The sequence below is a fragment of the Pseudomonas sp. Sample_24 genome (assembly GCF_004307605.1).
Classification (GTDB): domain Bacteria; phylum Pseudomonadota; class Gammaproteobacteria; order Pseudomonadales; family Pseudomonadaceae; genus Aquipseudomonas.
This window is the reverse complement of record NZ_RCNW01000091.1, coordinates 1-19,965: the sequence shown is the minus strand read 5'-3', so window position 1 is coordinate 19,965 and position 19,965 is coordinate 1. Positions and strand designations below refer to the sequence as shown.

The 19,965-nt window shown below is 59.2% G+C and carries 13 protein-coding genes and 1 tRNA gene; 12 read left to right on the top strand and 2 right to left on the bottom strand.

What is annotated here, in order from left to right; all coding sequences use genetic code 11:
* Positions 1–363 precede the first annotated feature (363 nt).
* The 5 genes from dnaG to D8V06_RS04220 all read left to right on the top strand — a co-directional run bounded on the left by dnaG (position 364) and on the right by D8V06_RS04220 (position 9,046).
* The gene (gene dnaG / locus D8V06_RS04240; RefSeq protein WP_056853548.1) at positions 364–2,337 is read left to right on the top strand and encodes a DNA primase; all 1,974 of its coding nucleotides are present in this window, start codon (positions 364–366) and stop codon (positions 2,335–2,337) included.
* A gap of 67 nt (positions 2,338–2,404) precedes the next feature.
* The gene (gene rpoD / locus D8V06_RS04235) at positions 2,405–4,252 is read left to right on the top strand and encodes an RNA polymerase sigma factor RpoD (protein ID WP_056853549.1); all 1,848 of its coding nucleotides are present in this window, start codon (positions 2,405–2,407) and stop codon (positions 4,250–4,252) included.
* A 123-nt stretch (positions 4,253–4,375) separates the two neighbouring features.
* Complete coding sequence (locus tag D8V06_RS04230; RefSeq protein WP_130930501.1) at positions 4,376–8,122, top strand: EAL domain-containing protein; 3,747 nt, start codon at positions 4,376–4,378, stop codon at positions 8,120–8,122.
* 15 nt (positions 8,123–8,137) lie between these two features.
* Positions 8,138–8,214 (top strand) — tRNA-Ile (locus tag D8V06_RS04225).
* Positions 8,215–8,725: 511 nt separating this feature from the next.
* A complete protein-coding gene (locus D8V06_RS04220; protein ID WP_056853551.1) occupies positions 8,726–9,046 on the top strand; it encodes a DUF3077 domain-containing protein in 321 nt (106 codons plus the stop codon).
* Between the two features lie 85 nt (positions 9,047–9,131).
* Here the strand turns inward: D8V06_RS04220 and D8V06_RS04215 are convergent, their stop codons facing one another.
* Together D8V06_RS04215 and D8V06_RS04210 are read right to left on the bottom strand one after the other, a co-directional pair.
* Positions 9,132–9,764, bottom strand: coding sequence for a peptidase M41 (locus D8V06_RS04215; protein ID WP_130905971.1), 633 nt, complete (start codon positions 9,762–9,764; stop codon positions 9,132–9,134).
* A gap of 112 nt (positions 9,765–9,876) precedes the next feature.
* The gene (locus D8V06_RS04210) at positions 9,877–12,231 is read right to left on the bottom strand and encodes a glucose/quinate/shikimate family membrane-bound PQQ-dependent dehydrogenase (protein ID WP_130930500.1); all 2,355 of its coding nucleotides are present in this window, start codon (positions 12,229–12,231) and stop codon (positions 9,877–9,879) included.
* Between the two features lie 184 nt (positions 12,232–12,415).
* On the opposite strand from D8V06_RS04210, the gene D8V06_RS04205 reads away from it, so the two are divergent.
* The 7 genes from D8V06_RS04205 to pqqC form a co-directional block, all read left to right on the top strand.
* Complete coding sequence (locus tag D8V06_RS04205; protein WP_007980298.1) at positions 12,416–12,877, top strand: Lrp/AsnC family transcriptional regulator; 462 nt, start codon at positions 12,416–12,418, stop codon at positions 12,875–12,877.
* Between the two features lie 219 nt (positions 12,878–13,096).
* The gene (locus tag D8V06_RS04200) at positions 13,097–14,779 is read left to right on the top strand and encodes an NAD(P)/FAD-dependent oxidoreductase (RefSeq protein ID WP_130907973.1); all 1,683 of its coding nucleotides are present in this window, start codon (positions 13,097–13,099) and stop codon (positions 14,777–14,779) included.
* Between the two features lie 12 nt (positions 14,780–14,791).
* Positions 14,792–15,586, top strand: a complete 795-nt coding sequence (locus tag D8V06_RS04195) for a carbon-nitrogen hydrolase family protein (protein WP_130930499.1) — start codon at positions 14,792–14,794, stop codon at positions 15,584–15,586.
* A 42-nt stretch (positions 15,587–15,628) separates the two neighbouring features.
* Positions 15,629–18,058 (top strand): pyrroloquinoline quinone biosynthesis protein PqqF, encoded by a 2,430-nt coding sequence (pqqF, locus tag D8V06_RS04190; RefSeq protein ID WP_130930498.1) that lies wholly within the window; start codon positions 15,629–15,631, stop codon positions 18,056–18,058.
* Between the two features lie 159 nt (positions 18,059–18,217).
* Positions 18,218–18,292, top strand: a complete 75-nt coding sequence (gene pqqA, locus D8V06_RS04185) for a pyrroloquinoline quinone precursor peptide PqqA (protein ID WP_003444522.1) — start codon at positions 18,218–18,220, stop codon at positions 18,290–18,292.
* Between the two features lie 81 nt (positions 18,293–18,373).
* Positions 18,374–19,285, top strand: coding sequence for a pyrroloquinoline quinone biosynthesis protein PqqB (pqqB, locus tag D8V06_RS04180; protein ID WP_130930497.1), 912 nt, complete (start codon positions 18,374–18,376; stop codon positions 19,283–19,285).
* A 154-nt stretch (positions 19,286–19,439) separates the two neighbouring features.
* On the top strand, positions 19,440–19,965 hold a 526-nt coding region (gene pqqC / locus D8V06_RS04175; protein ID WP_130930496.1), incomplete at its 3' end, for a pyrroloquinoline-quinone synthase PqqC.

The window sequence follows — 19,965 nt, the reverse complement described above, 5'->3', positions numbered from 1 at the left end:
CTTCATCACGTCAGACCTGGCTCTTTTGCCAGCGGTGCACGTCTTTTCTGACGAGTCTTTCAAGGCTACTGACGAGCACACCCACTGATTCCTCTCACGACGATCAGCCCAAGGCATCACCTGCATGCCAAATGATGAGCTATCCGAGACCTGTTACGGGTCGCAGCCGGATTCAGCGCAACACTTTCAAATAGTCGAATACTGATGAGTATTAACGTCAGTGGATTTTCGGCAGATACACTTCCCGATAGCGATTACGCAGACGACACTGGTCGAGCCGCATACCCTGCGCGCCTCACACAATGACCCGCGTTTGGCCGCCCTTCGTTTCGGGCACCCTTGAGCGCAGATGACGAGAACGCCATGGCCGGGCTGATTCCCCAGAGCTTCATTGACGACCTTCTGAACCGCACCGACATCGTCGATGTGGTCAGCTCGCGCCTGCAACTGAAAAAAGCCGGCAAGAACCACACGGCCTGCTGCCCGTTCCACAAAGAAAAAACACCTTCGTTCAGCGTCAGCCCCGACAAGCAGTTCTATTACTGCTTCGGTTGCGGCGCTGGCGGCAATGCCCTTGGTTTCATCATGGACCACGACAACCTGGATTTCGTCCAGGCTGTCGAAGAACTGGCCAAAGCCGCGGGCATGGAAATCCCTCGCGAAGAAAGCGGCCGCCCGCACAAGCCTCGGCAGCCGACCGATTCGCCGCTGTATGCGCTGCTCAGCGCCGCCGCCGATTTTTATCGTCAGGCCCTCAAAAGCCATCCTGCGCGCAAAGCTGCCGTGGACTATTTGAAAGGCCGCGGCCTGACCGGCGAAATTGCCCGCGATTTCGGTCTCGGCTTCGCTCCGCCGGGCTGGGACAATCTGTTCAAACACTTGAGCAGCGACACCCTGCAGCAAAAAGCCATGATCGATGCAGGCCTGCTGATCGAAAACGCCGAAACCGGCAAGCGCTACGATCGTTTCCGCGACCGGGTAATGTTCCCGATCCGCGACAGCCGCGGGCGCATCATTGCCTTTGGTGGCCGGGTCCTGGGCGATGACAAGCCGAAATACCTGAACTCCCCGGAAACACCGGTATTCCATAAAGGCCAGGAACTTTACGGCCTGTATGAGGCGCGCAAAAACAATCGCAACCTCGACGAAATCATTGTTGTCGAGGGTTACATGGACGTTATTGCCCTGGCCCAGCAAGGCCTGCGCAATGCCGTCGCAACGCTGGGTACCGCCACCAGCGAAGAACACTTGAAGCGACTGTTTCGTGTGGTGCCCAACGTACTGTTTTGCTTCGATGGTGACCAGGCTGGTCGCAATGCCGCCTGGCGCGCGCTGGAAGCAACCTTGCCAAGCCTTCAGGATGGCCGCCGCGCCCGCTTCCTGTTCCTGCCCGAAGGGGAAGATCCGGACACGCTGATCCGCTCCGAAGGCACCGATGCCTTCCGCGCGCGAATCAATCAGCACGCGCAGCCGCTGGCCGACTATTTCTTCCAGCAACTGACCGAAGAATCAGACCCGCGCTCGCTGGAAGGCAAGGCCCACATGGCCACCCTCGCGGCACCGCTGATCGACAAAGTGCCTGGCGCCAACCTGCGCATCCTGATGCGTCAGCGCCTCAGCGAAATCACCGGCCTGAGCGGCGAAGCGGTGAGCCAGCTGGCGCAAAGCGCCCCACCGGAAGCGCCGCCGGCCTACGACCCCGGCTTCGATTACGACGCGATGCCCGATTTCAGCGACTATCATCAGCCGCAATCGCAAGAAATGTATGTGCCGCAACAGGAATGGACGCCGAAGAAACCCGGCGCGGGCGGCAAGAAATGGGACAAAAAACCGTGGGACAAGAATGGCAAACGCGGCGGGGATCGCGACCAGCCTCCACGTAAACCGATTGCTGTCGAAGCCCCTACGCTGATTGCGCTGCGCACGCTGATTCATCATCCGCAGTTGGCTGGCAAGGTCGAAACCGCCAACCATTTCGCCAATGAGCGCAACACCTATGCGCAATTGCTGGTAGCCCTCATCGAGGCAGTGCAGAAAAATCCTAAGCTAAACTCAATTCAGCTGATGGCCCGATGGCACGGCACGGAACAGGGCCGCTTGCTCAAGGCCCTGGCAGAAAAGGAATGGCTGATTCAAGGCGACAACCTTGAACAACAGTTTTTAGACACCATTACTAGGTTATCAGCGGGTCAGCACACCGATAGCCTGGAAGAACTCATCAGGAAAGCGAAGCAGCCAGGATTGACTGCCGAGGAAGCAAATCAGATCGCAAATCAGATGCGCGACCTATTAAAACGCAATATGGCAGTACCAAACCCGACCTCAACTGGCGCGTGAGGTCATAGCTCAGGTATAATCCTCGGCTTGTTTTTTGCCCGCCAAGACCTTCAGTGGATAGGGTGTTATGTCCGGAAAAGCGCAACAGCAGTCTCGTATCAAAGAGTTGATCACCCTTGGTCGTGAGCAGGGCTACCTGACTTACGCGGAGGTCAACGACCACCTGCCGGAGGATATTTCAGATCCGGAACAGGTGGAAGACATCATCCGCATGATCAATGACATGGGGATCAACGTATTCGAGGTTGCGCCAGATAAGGATTCCCTTATGCTGGCCGACGCCGATACCGACGAAGCCGCGGCCGAAGAGGCAGCTGCTGCGTTGGCAGCGGTCGAGACCGACATTGGTCGCACTACCGACCCGGTGCGCATGTACATGCGCGAAATGGGTACGGTAGAGCTCCTCACGCGTGAAGGCGAAATTGAAATCGCCAAGCGTATTGAAGAGGGCATCCGTGAAGTGATGAGCGCAATCGCGCACTTCCCTGGCACGGTTGACCATATCCTCTCCGAGTACACCCGCGTCACCTCCGAAGGTGGTCGCCTGTCCGACGTCCTGAGCGGTTACATCGACCCGGACGACGGCATTGCGCCGCCTGCCGCCGAAGTGCCACCGCCGATCGATCCGAAAGCCGTGAAAGCGGACGACGATACCGACGACGATGACGCCGAAGCTTCGGATGACGAAGAAGAAGCCGAAAGCGGTCCGGATCCGGTCATCGCTGCACAGCGCTTTGGCGCTGTCGCCGATCAGATGGAAATCACCCGCAAGGCGCTGAAAAAGCATGGTCGCAACAACAAGGCAGCGATTGCCGAGCTGTTGGCCCTGGCCGAGCTGTTCATGCCGATCAAACTGGTGCCGAAGCAATTCGAAGGCCTGGTCGAGCGTGTTCGCAGTGCCCTGGATCGTCTGCGTCAGCAAGAGCGTGCAATCATGCAGCTCTGCGTTCGTGATGCGCGCATGCCCCGTGCCGATTTCCTGCGCCAGTTCCCGGGCAACGAAGTTGACGAAAGCTGGACCGATGCACTGGCCAAAGGCAAAAGCAAATACGCTGAAGCCATCGGCCGCCTGCAACCGGACATCGTTCGTTGCCAGCAGAAACTGACTGCGCTGGAGACCGAAACCGGTCTGACCATCGCAGAGATCAAGGACATCAACCGTCGCATGTCGATCGGCGAGGCCAAGGCCCGTCGCGCGAAGAAAGAGATGGTTGAAGCGAACTTGCGTCTGGTGATCTCGATCGCCAAGAAGTACACCAACCGTGGCCTGCAATTCCTCGACCTGATCCAGGAAGGCAACATTGGCTTGATGAAAGCGGTAGACAAGTTCGAATACCGCCGCGGCTACAAATTCTCGACTTATGCCACCTGGTGGATCCGTCAGGCGATCACTCGCTCGATCGCCGACCAGGCCCGCACCATCCGTATTCCGGTGCACATGATCGAGACGATCAACAAGCTCAACCGTATTTCCCGGCAGATGTTGCAGGAAATGGGTCGCGAACCGACCCCGGAAGAGCTGGGCGAACGCATGGAAATGCCTGAGGACAAGATCCGCAAGGTATTGAAGATCGCTAAAGAGCCGATCTCCATGGAAACCCCGATCGGTGATGACGAAGACTCCCATCTGGGTGACTTCATCGAAGACTCGACCATGCAGTCGCCAATCGATGTGGCTACCGTTGAGAGCCTTAAAGAAGCGACTCGCGAAGTGCTGTCCGGCCTCACTGCCCGTGAAGCCAAGGTACTGCGCATGCGCTTCGGTATCGACATGAATACCGACCACACCCTCGAGGAGGTTGGTAAGCAGTTCGACGTGACCCGTGAACGGATTCGTCAGATCGAAGCCAAGGCGCTGCGCAAGCTGCGCCACCCGACGAGAAGCGAGCATCTGCGCTCCTTCCTCGACGAGTGATCAAAAAACCCCCGGCCCAGGCCGGGGGTTTTGTTTTATGCAGATAAAATCCCCGCGCTATACCCCTCCCGCCGATTTGCCCGTCTACACTCGAAACATTCCCCGAGCCATAACGAGACCGTTATGCCCAGACTGCCGACCGTGCTTTTTTTGCTGTCGCTGATGACCTGGACCGCAACGGCTGGCGCGCTGACTCTTACCGACGAAGAACGTAGCTGGCTTGCGGACCACCCGGACTTGCGCCTGGGTGTCGATGCGTCCTGGCCCCCCTTTGAGTTTCGCGACGATGAAGGGCGTTACCAGGGCCTTGCGGCAGACTATATCAACGTGATTCGCCAGCGATTGGCCGTCAAACTGACGCCTATCGAACCGGCCAGCTGGAGCGTTGTGCTGGAACAGGCCAAGCAAGGCAAGCTCGATCTGTTGCCAGGCATCATGTCGACACCGGAACGCCAGGCTTTCCTGTCGTTTACCCGGCCTTACCTGGATTTTCCGATTGTTATCCTGGCCCATGTTGGCGGTGCTCAGCCACGCAGGATCGAAGACCTGTACGGCCTGAAAATCGCCGTGGTGGAAAACTATGCCCCCCACGAACTGCTGCGCACTCACCACCCCGACCTGAACCTGGTAGCCATGCCCAACGTCAGCTCGGCCTTGCAGGCACTGGCTATCGATGAGGTGGACGCCGTGGTGGGCGATCTCGCCTCCAGCGTCTGGAGCCTGCGCCAGCTGAAGCTCGACGGGCTCTACGTCAGCGGCGAAACCCCTTATCGTTATCAACTGGCCATGGGCGTACCCCGAGACAACAAGATGCTGGTCGGCATTCTCGACAAAGTCCTGGCCGACATGAGCCCCGCCGAAATCAGTGCCATCCAGGAGCAATGGGTCGGTAATGTCCTCGACCACCGCACCTTCTGGTCCGACCTGCTGGTCTATGGGTTGCCGGGGTTGCTGCTGCTGTTTATCGTGCTGGTGGCGGTGATCCGGGTCAATCGGCGACTGAGCTCGGAAATCGCTCGACGGGTCGATCTGGAACAGGAACTGCGTAGCAGCGAGTATCACTACCGCGGCCTGGTGGAAAGCCTGTCGGCCATCGCCTGGGAAGCGCGGATCAGTGACTTCACCTACAGCTATGTGTCGCCCCACGCCGAGGATCTGCTGGGTTATCCCCTGTCCCATTGGCTGATCCCGGGCTTCTGGCGCAACATCATTCACCCCGCGGACCTCATCCGAGCACAAAGCTTTTGCGATCACGAAGTGTTGGCCGGGCGCGACCACAGCCTCGATTACCGAGTGATCACGGCCGATGGCCGCTGCTTGTGGGTGCGTGACATCGTCAGCTTGATCGAACACGGTCATGAACCGGTCATGCGTGGGCTGATGATCGACATCAGCGAGGCCAAACGTACCGAAGAGGCACTGCGGCTGTCGGAGCAAAAGTTTGCCTCGGTGTTCCAGCAATGCCCGGACATTCTAGTGATCGCGCGGCTTTCCGATGGCTGCCTGCTGGAGGTCAACGAAGCCTTCGAAGAGCAGATCGGCTTGCGTGCCGAAGACGTCATCGGCCAGACCGCCACCAATCTCAACATCTGGGGCATTCCCGGTGTGGGTCCGGGTTTGCTGCAGCGCTTGCAGGCTGGCAGCATCCGCAACCTGGAAATGCCCTTTCGCCGCAGCAATGGCCAGGTGTTTACCGGCCTGATCTCCGCCGAACCGTTCGACCTCGATACAACCCCGGCGCTGGTAGTGGTCGTGCGCGACATCACCCAACTCAAAGAAACCCAACAGCAACTGCAAACCTCGGAAGAAAAATTCGCCAAGGCTTTCCACGCCTCTCCGGACGGCCTGTTGTTGTCCCGTCAGAGCGACGGTCTGCTGCTTGAGGTCAATGAAGGTTTCAGCAGAATTACCGGGTTCAACAGCGCGATGTCTGTGGATCGTTCGGCGCTGGACCTGGGGATCTGGGTCAACCTCAACGAACGCAAACAGATGCTCGACTTGCTGCACCGCGACGGTTTCGTCCGCGACTTCAGTTGCCATATCCGCCGCAGCGACGGGCAGATTCGCCTTTGTGAAGTCTCCAGCCGTCCGCTGCCAATCGGTGACGAAGACTGCATGCTGACCATCGCCCGCGACATCACCGAACGCCACTTGATGCAGGAAAAACTGCAACAGGCCGCGACCGTATTCGAGAGCACCGCCGAGGGCGTGTTGATCACTGACACCCAACAGCACATCAGCGCGGTCAACCGGGCATTTACCGAGATCACCGGCTACAGCGAAAGCGAAGCGCTGGGCCATACCCCGCGCTTGCTTGCCTCAGGCTTGCATGACAGTGCGTTCTACGCCGCGATGTGGCACCAATTGACGGCCGAGGGGCACTGGCAAGGGGAGATTTCCAATCGGCGCAAAAATGGCGAGCTCTACCCGAGCTGGCTGACCATCAGCGCCGTGCGCAACCGCGACAAATTCATCACCCACTTTGTGGCGGTGTTCGCCGACATCTCCAGCCTGAAACACGCCCAGGCCAAGCTTGACTACCAGGCCCACCACGACCCTTTGACCGGCCTGCCCAACCGGACGTTGTTCGAAAGCCGCTTGCTGACCGCCCTCAACACCCAGAAGGAAAACGGTGGCCAGGGCGCAGTGCTGTTTCTCGACCTCGACCGCTTCAAACACATCAACGACAGCCTTGGCCACCCGGTCGGCGACCTGCTGCTCAAGGGCATTGCGGTTCGCCTCAAGGAGCAGTTACGGGATATCGACACCGTGGCACGCCTGGGCGGCGACGAGTTCATCATCCTCCTGCCCGGGCTGCAGCAACCCAGCGATGCCGACAACATAGCCACCAAGCTGCTCAATTGCTTTACCGCGCCATTCCAGGCGGGCGAGCATGAGTTCTTCATCAGCTCCAGCATCGGCACCAGCCTTTATCCACAGGACGGCTGCGACGTGGCCACGCTCATCAAGAACGCCGATGCGGCGATGTACCGCTCCAAGGCCAAGGGGCGTAACCGGGTCGAAAGCTATACCCGCGACCTCACCGCCCAGGCCAGCGAGCGCGTCGCCCTCGAACATGAACTGCGCCGCGCCATCGAACGCAACGAACTGCACCTGTATTACCAGCCGAAAATCAGCCTCGACGACTATCGCCTGGTAGGCGCCGAAGCATTGATCCGCTGGCACCATCCAACTTTTGGCGACGTGCCGCCAGAGCACTTCATCGCTCTGGCAGAAGAAAACGGCATGATCCTGCAGATCGGCGATTGGGTGCTGGAAACCGCCTGCCGCCAAATGCATGAATGGAATAAATCCTACGAAGGCCTTGGCCCGCTGTCGGTCAACCTCGCCGGCGCGCAACTGCGCCAACCGAACCTGCTGGGGCGTATCGAACAACTGCTCAAGGACTACCGCCTAAAACCTGATCTGCTGCAATTGGAGATCACCGAAAACTTCATCATGAGCCAGGCGGAAGAAGCGCTGGCGGTGCTGCATCAACTCAAGCACTTGGGTGTGCAACTGGCGATCGACGACTTCGGCACTGGCTATTCGTCACTGAGCTACCTCAAACGCCTGCCACTGGACATCCTCAAGATCGATCAATCATTCGTCCGCGGCCTGCCGGACGACCCCCACGATGCGGCGATCGTTCGCGCCATCATCGCACTCGGACGCAGCATGCAATTCACCGTGATTGCCGAAGGTGTCGAGACCCAATCGCAACAACAATTCCTCGCCGCCGAAGGCTGCGAACAAATCCAGGGCTACATCGTCAGCCTGCCCCTACCCCCCGACGAATTCGCCGCGACGTTTCTTCGTACAACCGTATTGGATTTTTCGGATAGCACAGCCGCGAAACCGTCGCTATAATCCGCGACCTACTGAGGGCCTATAGCTCAGTTGGTTAGAGCAGAGGACTCATAATCCTTTGGTCCACGGTTCAAGTCCGTGTGGGCCCACCAAACAAGAAAGCCGCGTTTTTACGCGGCTTTTTCGTGTCTGGCGTAAAAGCGTCGTCGATGCTGATCGATGGCATGGAACTGACGCGCTTGATGGCCGAGAACAATTTGGGCTGCTGCGTGAAGCAGTCTACGAGATCAAACACATCGACTCGGATGACTTCACCGAAGACTGATGTTTAATTGCGTTTACTTAAGCTGTCGAAATATCGGATGACGCCTTAGGACCTTGTAGGCAAACTCCGAATCTTGCTGTTGGGCACTTTGCCGCCTTGTTGCGCTTTTGTTTGACGGGATAGTCTCCGGTGTCGCTGAGCATTCAGCGATCGGGCTTGGAAACCCGTCGAAATTGAAAGCAGCAGTTTGCCTATCTGAACCACGAGTTATGGCAGCTGTGCGCGGGACGTCTTCGGGCGTGCCGGTTTCCTAATTTCCCGGTTTTCCAACCTGCGCACAGCTGCCACCCATTCGCTTGGAAACGAATGCGGCAGCCCTTCAAATTAGGAGCTTCACCATGACTAAAACAAATACATCTGCGATTTCAGAACTAAAAACCGTCGGCTTCACCCCCTTCATGTATCTCTCGGATCAACCCCTGTTCCACGTCTGCCGCGACGTCCCCATCGCCGACGCCCTGGCCCAAGCCTCCGACCTGCTGTTCCTCGCCAAATCCCTGACCGTCGACGCCGCCTACGCCCAAGACTCCGACCGCCACGCCTGGGCTGCGCATTACCTGACGACGATGAGCAAAGCGGTGATTGATGATGTGGTGAAGGTGCTAACGCGGCGGCCTGCTCAAACCCGAAAGGAAGCAGCCCCCTCGAAAAAAAAATAATCACGGCAGAGTTGAAAGCTCCCAAAAAGGGACCGATCGTTCCCTTTTTGGGACTGAAAGAGCCAGGTTTTTCAGTCCAAACACATCACGAAGGGATGGCCTGCACGGCTCGCAACCGTTCCAGCATCTGCCCCGTCCATACAACCTCATACGTGTCCGCAGCCCGCCCCCATTGCTCCACAAGCGCCATGCCGTCCACCAGTGCCACTGCCAATTCAGAAATCGTCCCGGCCTGATCTTCGATGATTGCTTGAGTCCGGCCCCACAGCCGATCAGTCATCGCTTTAAGCTGCGCCGTTATGCGCTCGCTCGACGCTGGATCGCTATCCTGGCAGGTGATGTTGCGAAGCAGGTGCTGCAGCTCCCTGATTTTTGCGTAATCCTGTTCTGCCCCCTGCTCGCCTTTGAGGATCGCGGTGGCTTTGGGCTTATCAACGTGTTTTGCGGCTGAAGGTTTTGAAGGGAGTGTCTGCGCCATGGCGCCAGCCAGGAGCACCATCATCCGGGCTTCCAGATACGCCTTCATGGCTTCCATCGACGAAATGGGGCGCACCAGGGTAATGGACGCCCCTCCGTGGTGCCGCAGATCCTTGGTCACCGTCAAGGTCACGCCGCCCGTGGCAAAGCCCAAGGCGCGGGCCACGACGTAGTGGCCCATTTCGTGGTGGGCGATCTGCAATGCACGGTCGCGCACGGCGGTAGGTAACTTTGTTGTCATGCCCTTCACCTCGCACCCTTGACTGCCTCAATCCTAGCCGATTTCCACACCCTCTCTTTCGCCCAACAAAAAGCCGCGCAATGGCGCGGCTTTTTTACCCAAGCTTCAGCCCTTATTTGGGCAAAGCGTAGGCAATCACATAATCCCCACGATCCGGCGACTGACGCGCACCGCCCACGGTCAGCAGGATGTACTGCTTGCCCGTCTTCGGTGAAACGTAAGTCATTGGCCCGGACTGGCTGCCTACCGGCAAGCGCGACTTCCAGATTTCGTTGCCGTTGCCGGTGTCGAAGGCGCGCAGGTAGAAGTCCTGGGTGCCGGCGAAGAACAGAAGACCGGATTGGGTAGCGAGTGATGCGCCGAGGGTCGGCATGCCGATCGGGATCGGCAGGTGCATGCGGATGCCCAGCGGGCCGGTGTCCTGCACGGTGCCGACCGGAACTTGCCACATCAACTTGTGAGTCTTGAGGTCGATGGCCGACATGGTGCCGAACGGTGGTTTTTGGCAAGGAATGCCGACCGCAGACAGGAAGCGCTCGCGCATGGCGCCGAACGGCGTGCCTTCCTGTGGGACAACGCCCATTTCAATGCCGCTGGCTCCGGCTTTGATCTTGTCGCGCGGGATCATGTAGTTGGCTAGGCCCAGGCGCATGTCGTTGACGAACATGTAGTTCGTGTTCGGATCAACCGAAACGCTGCCCCAGTTCATGCCGCCCAGCGAGCCCGGGAATTGCAGCGCGCGATCCATGCCTGGCGGGGTGTAGACGCCTTCGTGGCGCATGCCCTTGAACTGGATGCGGCACATCAACTGGTCAAACGGTGTGGCACCCCACATGTCTGACTCGGTCAGGGTCTTGTTGCCGATTGACGGCATGTCGACGGAGAACGGCTGCGTCGGCGAATAGCGTTCGCCGGGCACATGGCCTTGCGGCACCGGACGCTCTTCAACGCGGGCAATCGGTACGCCGGTTTCACGGTTGAGCAGGAAGATCTCACCCTGTTTGGTGACTTGCGCCAAGGCTGGCTGAGTGCCGCCCTTGTCGTCCGGCACGTCGTACAGCAGCGGTTGCGCCGGCAAGTCGAAGTCCCAGAGATCGTTGTGGGTGGTCTGGAAGTGCCAGCGCACCTGACCGGTTTTCACATCGATGGCGACGACAGACGAGTTCCACTTGTTGTCCATCTCGGTGCGTTGACCGCCGAAGAAGTCCGGGGTGGCGTTGCCGGTTGGCAGGTACACCAGACCGAGCTTGGCATCGTAGGACATCGCCGACCAAACGTTCGGCGTACCGCGGGTGTAGGTCTCGCCGGCAGGTGGACGTTTGGTGGTGTTCGGGTTGCCCGGATCCCAGGCCCAGACCAGTTCACCGCTGCGCACGTCGTAGGCACGCACCACGCCCGGCGGCTCGCCGGTGGAGTAGTTGTCAGCCACGCGGCCACCGACGATCACCACGTCTCCGGCGACCAATGGAGTAGAGGTCTGCTGGTAGTAACCGGGCTTCACCTCACCCATGTCGGTGGTCAGGTCGACGGTGCCCTTGTTACCGAATTCTTCGCAAGGCTCGCCGGTTTCAGCATTGATTGCGATCAGACGTGCATCGCCGGTCGGCAGAAACAGGCGTTTCGCACAGGCGGCCGGCTGACTGTCCGATGACACCGGGGTTTCGGAATAACCCAGGCCACGGCAGCGCTGCCAGTTGGGCGCGGTGCCTTGTGGGTCGAACTTCCAGCGCTGGGCGCCGGTGTCGGCATCCAGGGCAAAGACCTTGCCGTAGGCGGTGCAGGTATAGACCGTGTCACCGATTTGCAGCGGGGTATTCTGGTCTTCAGCGCCAGCGCCGGTGCTTTGCGGGATGTCGCCGGTACGGAAGGTCCAGGCGACCTGCAACTTGTCGATATTGCCTTTGTTGATCTGGTCCAGCGCGGCAAAGCGGTTGCCGGCGGTGGTGTTGCCCCAGTGCGCCCAGTCTTTCTGTTCGGTGCCCGGGGTGACCGGCGTTACCGGAGGGACGGTGTCGTTCTTCACCACGTGGGTCGGGACGAACATGTAGGCCATCGTCGCAACGACGCCAATGCCCAGAATACCGGCCAACCCGTAGGCGCCACGCCCGCCGTTCGCGCCCGAAGCGCGGACCAGGGTTGGATAGATCAACGCCACGACCAGGCCGATGACGGCAAACGTCAGCACGCGCGAGACCAGCGGCCAGTATTCAAGGCCAGCATCCCAGACGGCCCAGATCGCGGTGAGGATCAGCGCCACGCCATACAACCACGCACCCAGCGGCTTGCGACGGGCAATCATCAGCCCGGACACCAGCATCGCCAGGCCCATCAGCAGGAAATACCAGCTACCGCCAAGCGCGATCAGGTACACGCCACCACCGACCAGGCCAAGCCCGATCAGTGCAATCAACACACCCAACCCCGCCAGCAACCACTTGCTGCCAGCGGCAACCCCAGAATTTTTCATGTCGAGATTTTTCCCCATTTGTGACAAGGGGCGGAATAATGTACTACCTGGTTACTTATGGCAATTTGTCGCAGGCAGAAATGTCCTGAACGGTACTAAGGCTAGCCTAAGGAACCGTCGCGAGCGTCGTGCAGAAACTGCCTGTAACATGCTTGCGCATTGATCGACGCCCTGGAGACTCCCTTTGCCTGACACTCGCCCACCCGTTCTCGATGAAATCGACCGCCAGTTGATCGCGGCCCTGCAGATCAACGCCCGTGAGAGCGTCGCCATGCTGGCCCGGCAACTGGGCATTGCCCGCACCACGGTCACATCACGCCTGGCACGATTGGAAAAGGCCAAAGTCATCACCGGTTATGGCGTACGTCTCGGGCAGCGGGTGGTGGATGGCGGGTTGCAGGCGTATGTCGGGATTACCGTGCAGCCACGTTCCGGCAAGGAAGTGTTGCGGCGTCTGAGCGCGATGGCTCAGGTGCAGCAGTTGTGTGCGGTAAGTGGCGAATTTGATTATGTGGCGTGGTTGCGCACTGATTCGCCGGAACAGCTGGATCAGTTGCTGGACCAGATTGGCAGTGTGGATGGTGTGGAGAAAACCACGACGTCGATCATCTTGAGTAGCAAGATTGATCGGGGGCAGCCGGTTTAGTTTTTGCCGATAATTTTTGGTGCCAGAACTGGCCTCTTCGCGGGCAAGCCCGCTCCCACAGTAGTCAGTGTGTATTGATAGCTCGTCATATTGATCAAACTGATAGCAAAATGACGACACTTTGCGTCTTATTAACGTGTTCGTTGCTCTCTAGAATGGCTGGCATCTTTTCCTATACTCAGACGCGCATACCGCGTCGGGTCGCCAGCAAGGTCAGCCATGAACAAGAACAATCGCCATCCTGCAGACGGTAAAAAACCAGTCACTATTTTCGGCCCGGACTTTCCTTTCGCTTTCGACGACTGGATCGAACATCCGGCGGGTCTTGGCAGCATTCCCGAGCACAATCACGGTGCCGAAGTGGCGATCGTCGGCGCCGGGATCGCAGGGCTGGTGGCAGCGTACGAATTGATGAAGCTGGGCCTCAAGCCCGTGGTCTATGAGGCCTCGAAGCTGGGCGGGCGCCTGCGCTCCCAGGCGTTCAATGGCACTGACGGCATCGTCGCCGAGTTGGGCGGCATGCGCTTTCCGGTGTCGTCCACCGCGTTCTATCACTATGTCGACAAGCTGAATCTCGAAACCAAGCCCTTCCCCAACCCACTGACACCGGCCTCAGGCAGCACTGTCATCGATCTGGAAGGCAAGACCCATTACGCACAAAAATTGGCGGATCTTCCTGCACTTTTCCAGGAAGTCGCCGACGCCTGGGCCGATGCCCTGGAAGCGGGCTCGCAGTTCTCTGATATCCAGCAAGCCATCCGCGACCGCGATGTGCCGCGCCTCAAAGAGCTGTGGAACACCCTCGTACCGCTGTGGGACGACCGCACCTTCTACGATTTCGTTGCCACCTCCAAGGCGTTCGCCAAGCTGTCATTCCATCACCGTGAAGTGTTTGGCCAGGTCGGCTTCGGTACCGGTGGCTGGGACTCGGACTTCCCGAACTCGATGTTGGAAATCTTCCGCGTGGTGATGACCAACTGCGACGATCACCAACACCTGGTGGTCGGTGGCGTAGAACAAGTACCGCAGGGCATCTGGCGCCACGTCCCTGAGCGTTGCGTGCACTGGCCGCAAGGCACCAGCCTCAAGTCATTGCACAGCGGTGCACCACGTTCCGGGGTGAAGAAAATCGCCCACGCACCGGGGGGCAGATTTGCGGTCACCGACAACAATGGCGACACCCGCGAATACGCCGCGGTGCTGACCACGTGCCAGAGCTGGCTGCTGACCACCCAGATCGAATGCGACGAAACCCTGTTCTCGCAAAAGATGTGGATGGCCCTGGACCGCACCCGCTACATGCAATCGTCGAAGACCTTCGTGATGGTCGACCGCCCCTTCTGGAAGGACAAGGATCCGGAGACCGGCCGCGACCTGATGAGCATGACCCTCACCGATCGCCTGACCCGCGGCACTTACCTGTTCGATAACGGCGACGACAAGCCAGGGGTGATTTGCCTGTCGTACTCGTGGATGAGCGACGCGCTGAAAATGCTGCCGCATCCTGTGGAAAAACGCGTGAAGCTGGCGCTGGATGCGCTGAAGAAGATCTACCCGAAAGTCGACATCGCTGCGCGCATCATCGGCGACCCGATCACCGTGTCGTGGGAAGCCGACCCGCACTTCCTCGGTGCCTTCAAAGGCGCACTGCCCGGCCACTACCGCTACAACCAGCGCATGTACGCGCACTTCATGCAGGACGACATGCCGGCCGAGCAGCGCGGGATTTTCATCGCCGGTGACGACGTTTCGTGGACGCCGGCCTGGGTCGAAGGCGCGGTGCAGACCTCGCTCAACGCAGTGTGGGGCATCATGAAACACTTCGGCGGTGCAACTCACGCCGAGAATCCGGGTCCAGGAGATGTGTTCAACGAGATCGGACCGATCGCCCTGCCCGAGTAAGAGGAATCCGAAATGCGCGTAGCCCTTTACCAATGTCCACCGTTGCCGCTGGATGTCGCCGGCAACCTGCAACGCCTGCATCAACTGGCGCTGGAGGCGAAAGGCGCCGATTTGCTGGTGCTGCCGGAGATGTTCCTGACCGGCTACAACATCGGCATCGATGCCGTCAGCGTGCTGGCGGAAGTGCACAACGGTGAGTCGGCGCAACAGGTCGCGCGCATTGCCCGAACGGCAGGGATTGCCATTTTGTATGGCTATCCCGAACGCTCCGAGGACGGGCAGATCTACAATGCCGTGCAACTGATCGACGCCAGCGGCGAGCGTGTCTGCAATTACCGCAAAACGCATCTGTTCGGCGATCTCGACCATTCGATGTTCAGCGCCGGCGCCAACGATTTCCCTGTGGTTGAACTCAACGGCTGGAAACTTGGTTTGCTGATCTGCTACGACCTGGAGTTCCCGGAAAACGCACGGCGCCTGGCGCTCCAGGGTGCCGAGCTGATTCTGGTGCCGACGGCGAATATGATTCCCTTTGATTTCGTCGCCGATGTCACGGTCCGTTCCCGCGCTTTCGAAAACCAGTGCTATGTGGCCTACGCCAATTACTGCGGGCACGAAGGCGATATCCATTACTGCGGCCAGAGCAGCATTGCCGCGCCTGATGGCAGCCGTATCGCCCAAGCGGGTCTTGATGAAGCATTGATCGTTGGTGAACTGGATCGTCAGCTGATGATCGACTCGCGTTCCGCCAACCGCTATTTGCTCGACCGTCGCCCCGAGCTTTACGGCAATCTGAACAAGCGCTGACGAATCCGCTAGCATGAGCGCTTCTCTGTTCTGGAAGTGCCCATGCCCGCGTTGAATCACCCTCGCCCCCATACTGAAACCCTGGCCAACGGCTTGCGGGTGACGCTGCGTCATGCCCCGAACTTGAAGCGCTGCGCGGCGGCATTGCGGGTTGCTGCGGGGAGCCACGATGTGCCGCTGGCATGGCCTGGCCTGGCGCATTTTCTTGAGCACTTGCTGTTTCTCGGTACCGAGCGTTTTCCTGCGGGCCAAGGGTTGATGGCGTACGTTCAGAGCCATGGCGGCCAAGTGAATGCGCGGACCAGTGAACGCAACACGGATTACTTTTTCGAATTGTCGCCCCAGGCGTTTGCCGGTGGTCTGGAACGTTTGTCAGATATGCTCGCGCATCCGCGTATGAATCCGGACGATCAGCAGCGGGAACGAGAAGTGCTGCATGCGGAGTTTGTCGCGTGGTCGCAGGATCCAGTGGCGCAACAGCGACTGGCTTTGTTCGAGGGGCTCTCCGAGACTCATCCGCTGCGGGGTTTCCACGCTGGCAATCGCGACAGCCTGCCCCTTGGGCAACCCGAGTTTCAGCACGCTTTGCAACATTTTCATCAGCGCTTCTACCAGACCGGACAGATGACTTTGAGCCTTGCCGGCCCGCAGAGTCTCGATGAATTGCGGGTGATGGCCGAAGCCTTTGGTGCGGTTGTTGCCCAAGGTGAAAAAGTCCCGCAACCCCTTCCCACGCCGCTGCTGACGACGTCAGACAGAAGCTATCAACAGGCTGACGAACGTCGGCTCGATTTACTGTTTGCCCTTGAATCGCTGCCCGACTCTTGCGCCGAAGCACTGGAATTCCTGTGCCATTGGCTCAATGCCGAGAAACCGGGGGGCTTGCTCGCGGATTTACGCGAGAAAGGCGTGGCCGAAAAGCTCAAGGCAGAACCGCTGTATCAATTCGCCGGGCAAGCCTTGCTGCACATCGAATTCACATTGCCCTTCGAAGTATCGGCGAGCGACATACCAAGGCGTCTCATGGATTGGCTGAGCTTCTTCGCCCAGCAAGACTGGAGCCGGTTGCGTGAAGAGTACGCTGCCCTGCTCCAGCGCCAGCAACAAGTCAGCAGTGCGTTGCAACTGGCCCGACGGGACAGCGAGCAGCGCGAAGCCGGGTTATCCGGGCACGGTGTTAAAGCCCTGAAGCAAATCCTCAAACAGATTGGCGCGGTGGATAACTTCAGCGGTTCATGGCAACTGCCCGCACCCAATCCATTCCTGAACACCGAGCCGCCAGCCACCAACGCCGGACTGATTCGCGGCCAGACCAGCGCCCACCGTGGTCTGCGCACTTTCGCCCAAGACCGCTCGCGCAGTCGTCGCGAACGTTCGCCAATGCAATTCAGCCAGGCGTTGCCGGACAACGGCATTGAAGGTGCGATTTATCTACGCTGGCGTCTGCTCTCGGCGCCCGGCAGCCATCTTCAATCGCGGCTCGACAGCGCGCTGCGTCCGCTACGCGAAGATGCACGTCAGGCGGGAGTGGACTTTTCCTTCAACGTTTCGGGAAATGAGTGGCTTCTGAAGATGACCGGCTTGCAGGAGTCGATGCCCATCATCCTGGAGCACGCGCTGAAAGCGCTGACAACGCCTGATGCCGTGGTCGTACAGCCAGAACCTGCAAGCGTTGCGCTGATTCCGATTCGACAATTGCTCAAGGCATTGCCTGACCACTGTCTTGGCCACACCGCTAACTCGGACGACATGCAGCATCTCTGGACGAGTGCACGCTGGGACGGCCTGGCGATTGGCCTGTCCGCCCAGACTCAAGCGGCCATGGGCCTCGCTCTGAGCCGCATTCCCGGAACGCCGGACAATCAGCAGACCCCGCCGCTTTCGATCCCATCACAACGCCTATGGAGCATTGTCGATACCGATTCGAGCGAGCATGCGATCCTGCTGTTCTGTCCGACTTCAACCACTGAACTGGCCGACGAAGCCGCATGGCGTTTGCTGGCACATATCTGCCAGACGTCGTTCTACCAGCGTCTGCGAGTGGAGTTGCAGCTAGGTTATGCCGTGTTCAGCGCGCTGCGGCAGATTCATGGGCAAACCGGGCTGCTATTCGGTGTGCAATCACCGACCGTGGCGCCAGTGGACCTGTTGCAGCACATCGAGCAGTTCCTCGAGAGTTTGCCGCAGCTGATCAATGCCATTGGCGACAGCGCTTTCATCGCCCAGCGTCAGATTCTGGCTGGCCAGTTTTCAAGCACCGCATTGCCCGTCGTCGAGGCAGCCGAGTTGTTGTGGCAAGCCAAACTGGCGGGCCGCTCGTCGGATTATCTCACACAGTTGCCCGAAGCAATTTTGCTGATCGACCGCCCCCTTTTGCTGGCTGCCGCACAGCGATTGAATCAAGCCGAGGGCGGCTGGCGCTGCCTGGCCAACGGCATTGCACCGGGCGCACCTTGGCAAGCGACAAAATGATCATTACCGGGGCTGCAACGAGCTTTCTCAAAGTTTCACGGGCAATCCCTCTGAAATTTTGAGTAACATAGCAGCCTAACTATTTGGAACATCTCTGACTTGAGGTGGACTATACCTATAGATAGCGCTGTCCTTACCCTACCTGAAGGAGTTCAATTTATGGCCTGGACCAAACCGGCTTACACCGACCTGCGTATCGGCTTTGAAGTCACCATGTACTTCGCAAGCCGCTAATCGCTGCCTTGGCAGTTGAGCAGCACAACGCCTCGGATATCCGAGGCGTTTTATTTTCAGCGTTGAAATGATGGAGCGCCCATGTTTGTCCAGATTCTAGGTTCCGCTGCCGGCGGCGGTTTCCCCCAGTGGAACTGTAACTGCGTGAACTGCGCAGGTTTTCGCGACGGCAGCCTGCGGGCCAAGGCGCGGACGCAATCGTCCATCGCGATCTCCGATGACGGCGTGAACTGGGTGCTGTGCAACACCTCCCCGGACATTCGCGCCCAGCTCCAGAGCTTCGCTCCGATGCAACCGGGCCGTGCCCTGCGCGATACCGGGATCAGCGCCATCATCCTCATGGACAGCCAGATCGACCACACCACCGGCCTGCTCATGCTGCGTGAAGGTTGCCCGCATCAGGTCTGGTGTACGGACATGGTCCATGAAGACCTGAGCAGCGGCTTTCCGCTGTTCACCATGCTCAACCACTGGAATGGCGGGCTGACCTGGAACCGCATTGAACTCGACCAGAGTTTCAGCGTGCCAGCCTGCCCGAACCTGCGTTTCACCCCACTGCCCCTGCGTAGCGCCGCGCCGCCCTACTCCCCGCATCGTTTCGATCCGCATCCGGGCGACAACATTGGCCTGATCGTCGAGGACCTCAACACCGGTGGCAAATTGTTCTATGCACCAGGCCTGGGCAAGGTTGATGCGTCATTGCTGGAGATCATGGCCGGCAGTGATTGCCTGCTGGTGGACGGCACCTTGTGGGACGATGACGAAATGCAGCGCCGGGGCGTCGGCACCCGTACCGGTCGCGAGATGGGGCACCTGGCGCAAAACGGCCCTGGTGGCATGCTCGAAGTGCTTGAGCAACTGCCCAAACAGCGCAAGGTGCTTATCCACATCAACAATACCAATCCGATTCTTGATGAGGATTCGCCGCAGCGTGCAGAGCTGGATCGGCGCCAGGTTGAAGTGGCGTATGACGGCATGAGTATTGTGCTGTAGCTGATGGCCCCATCGCTGGCAAGCCAGCTCCCACTGGGATTGATCATGCACGCGAAATCTGTGGCGCAACACAAAACCTGTGGGAGCTGGCTAGCCAGCGATGGCGCCAGACCAGACACCATAGAACCCACCGGTTGTATTCCGGAGAACCGCAATGACCGACGTCCCGATGTCCCCCACCGAATTCGAAGCGGCCCTGCGCGCCAAAGGCGCCTTCTACCACATCCACCACCCCTACCACGTGGCGATGTATGAAGGTCGCGCTAGCCGTGAGCAGATCCAGGGTTGGGTCGCCAACCGCTTTTACTATCAAGTGAACATCCCGCTCAAGGATGCTGCCATTCTGGCCAACTGCCCGGACCGCGAGATCCGTCGCGAGTGGATTCAGCGCCTGCTCGACCATGATGGCGCACCGGGGGAAGACGGCGGCATTGAAGCCTGGCTGCGTCTGGGTCAAGCCGTCGGCCTGGACCCGGATCAACTGCGTTCGCAAGAGCTGGTGCTCCCCGGCGTGCGTTTCGCGGTGGATGCCTACGTCAACTTCGCCCGTCGCGCCAGCTGGCAGGAAGCCGCCAGCAGCTCGCTGACCGAACTGTTCGCACCACAAATCCACCAGTCGCGCCTCGACAGCTGGCCGCAGCATTACCCATGGATCGACCCGGCCGGCTACGAGTATTTCC

What these genes read in the sequence shown, in the direction of transcription:
- D8V06_RS04200 (WP_130907973.1), top strand. Translation starts at nt 13,097, where the DNA reads ATGAACAAGAACAATCGCCATCCTGCAGACGGTAAAAAACCAGTCACT.
- D8V06_RS04220 (WP_056853551.1), top strand. Translation starts at nt 8,726, where the DNA reads ATGACTAAAACAAATACATCTGCGATTTCAGAACTAAAAACCGTCGGC.
- rpoD (WP_056853549.1), top strand. Translation starts at nt 2,405, where the DNA reads ATGTCCGGAAAAGCGCAACAGCAGTCTCGTATCAAAGAGTTGATCACC.
- D8V06_RS04195 (WP_130930499.1), top strand. Translation starts at nt 14,792, where the DNA reads ATGCGCGTAGCCCTTTACCAATGTCCACCGTTGCCGCTGGATGTCGCC.
- D8V06_RS04215 (WP_130905971.1), bottom strand. Translation starts at nt 9,764, where the DNA reads ATGACAACAAAGTTACCTACCGCCGTGCGCGACCGTGCATTGCAGATC.
- D8V06_RS04230 (WP_130930501.1), top strand. Translation starts at nt 4,376, where the DNA reads ATGCCCAGACTGCCGACCGTGCTTTTTTTGCTGTCGCTGATGACCTGG.
- dnaG (WP_056853548.1), top strand. Translation starts at nt 364, where the DNA reads ATGGCCGGGCTGATTCCCCAGAGCTTCATTGACGACCTTCTGAACCGC.
- pqqB (WP_130930497.1), top strand. Translation starts at nt 18,374, where the DNA reads ATGTTTGTCCAGATTCTAGGTTCCGCTGCCGGCGGCGGTTTCCCCCAG.
- D8V06_RS04210 (WP_130930500.1), bottom strand. Translation starts at nt 12,231, where the DNA reads ATGAAAAATTCTGGGGTTGCCGCTGGCAGCAAGTGGTTGCTGGCGGGG.
- pqqF (WP_130930498.1), top strand. Translation starts at nt 15,629, where the DNA reads ATGCCCGCGTTGAATCACCCTCGCCCCCATACTGAAACCCTGGCCAAC.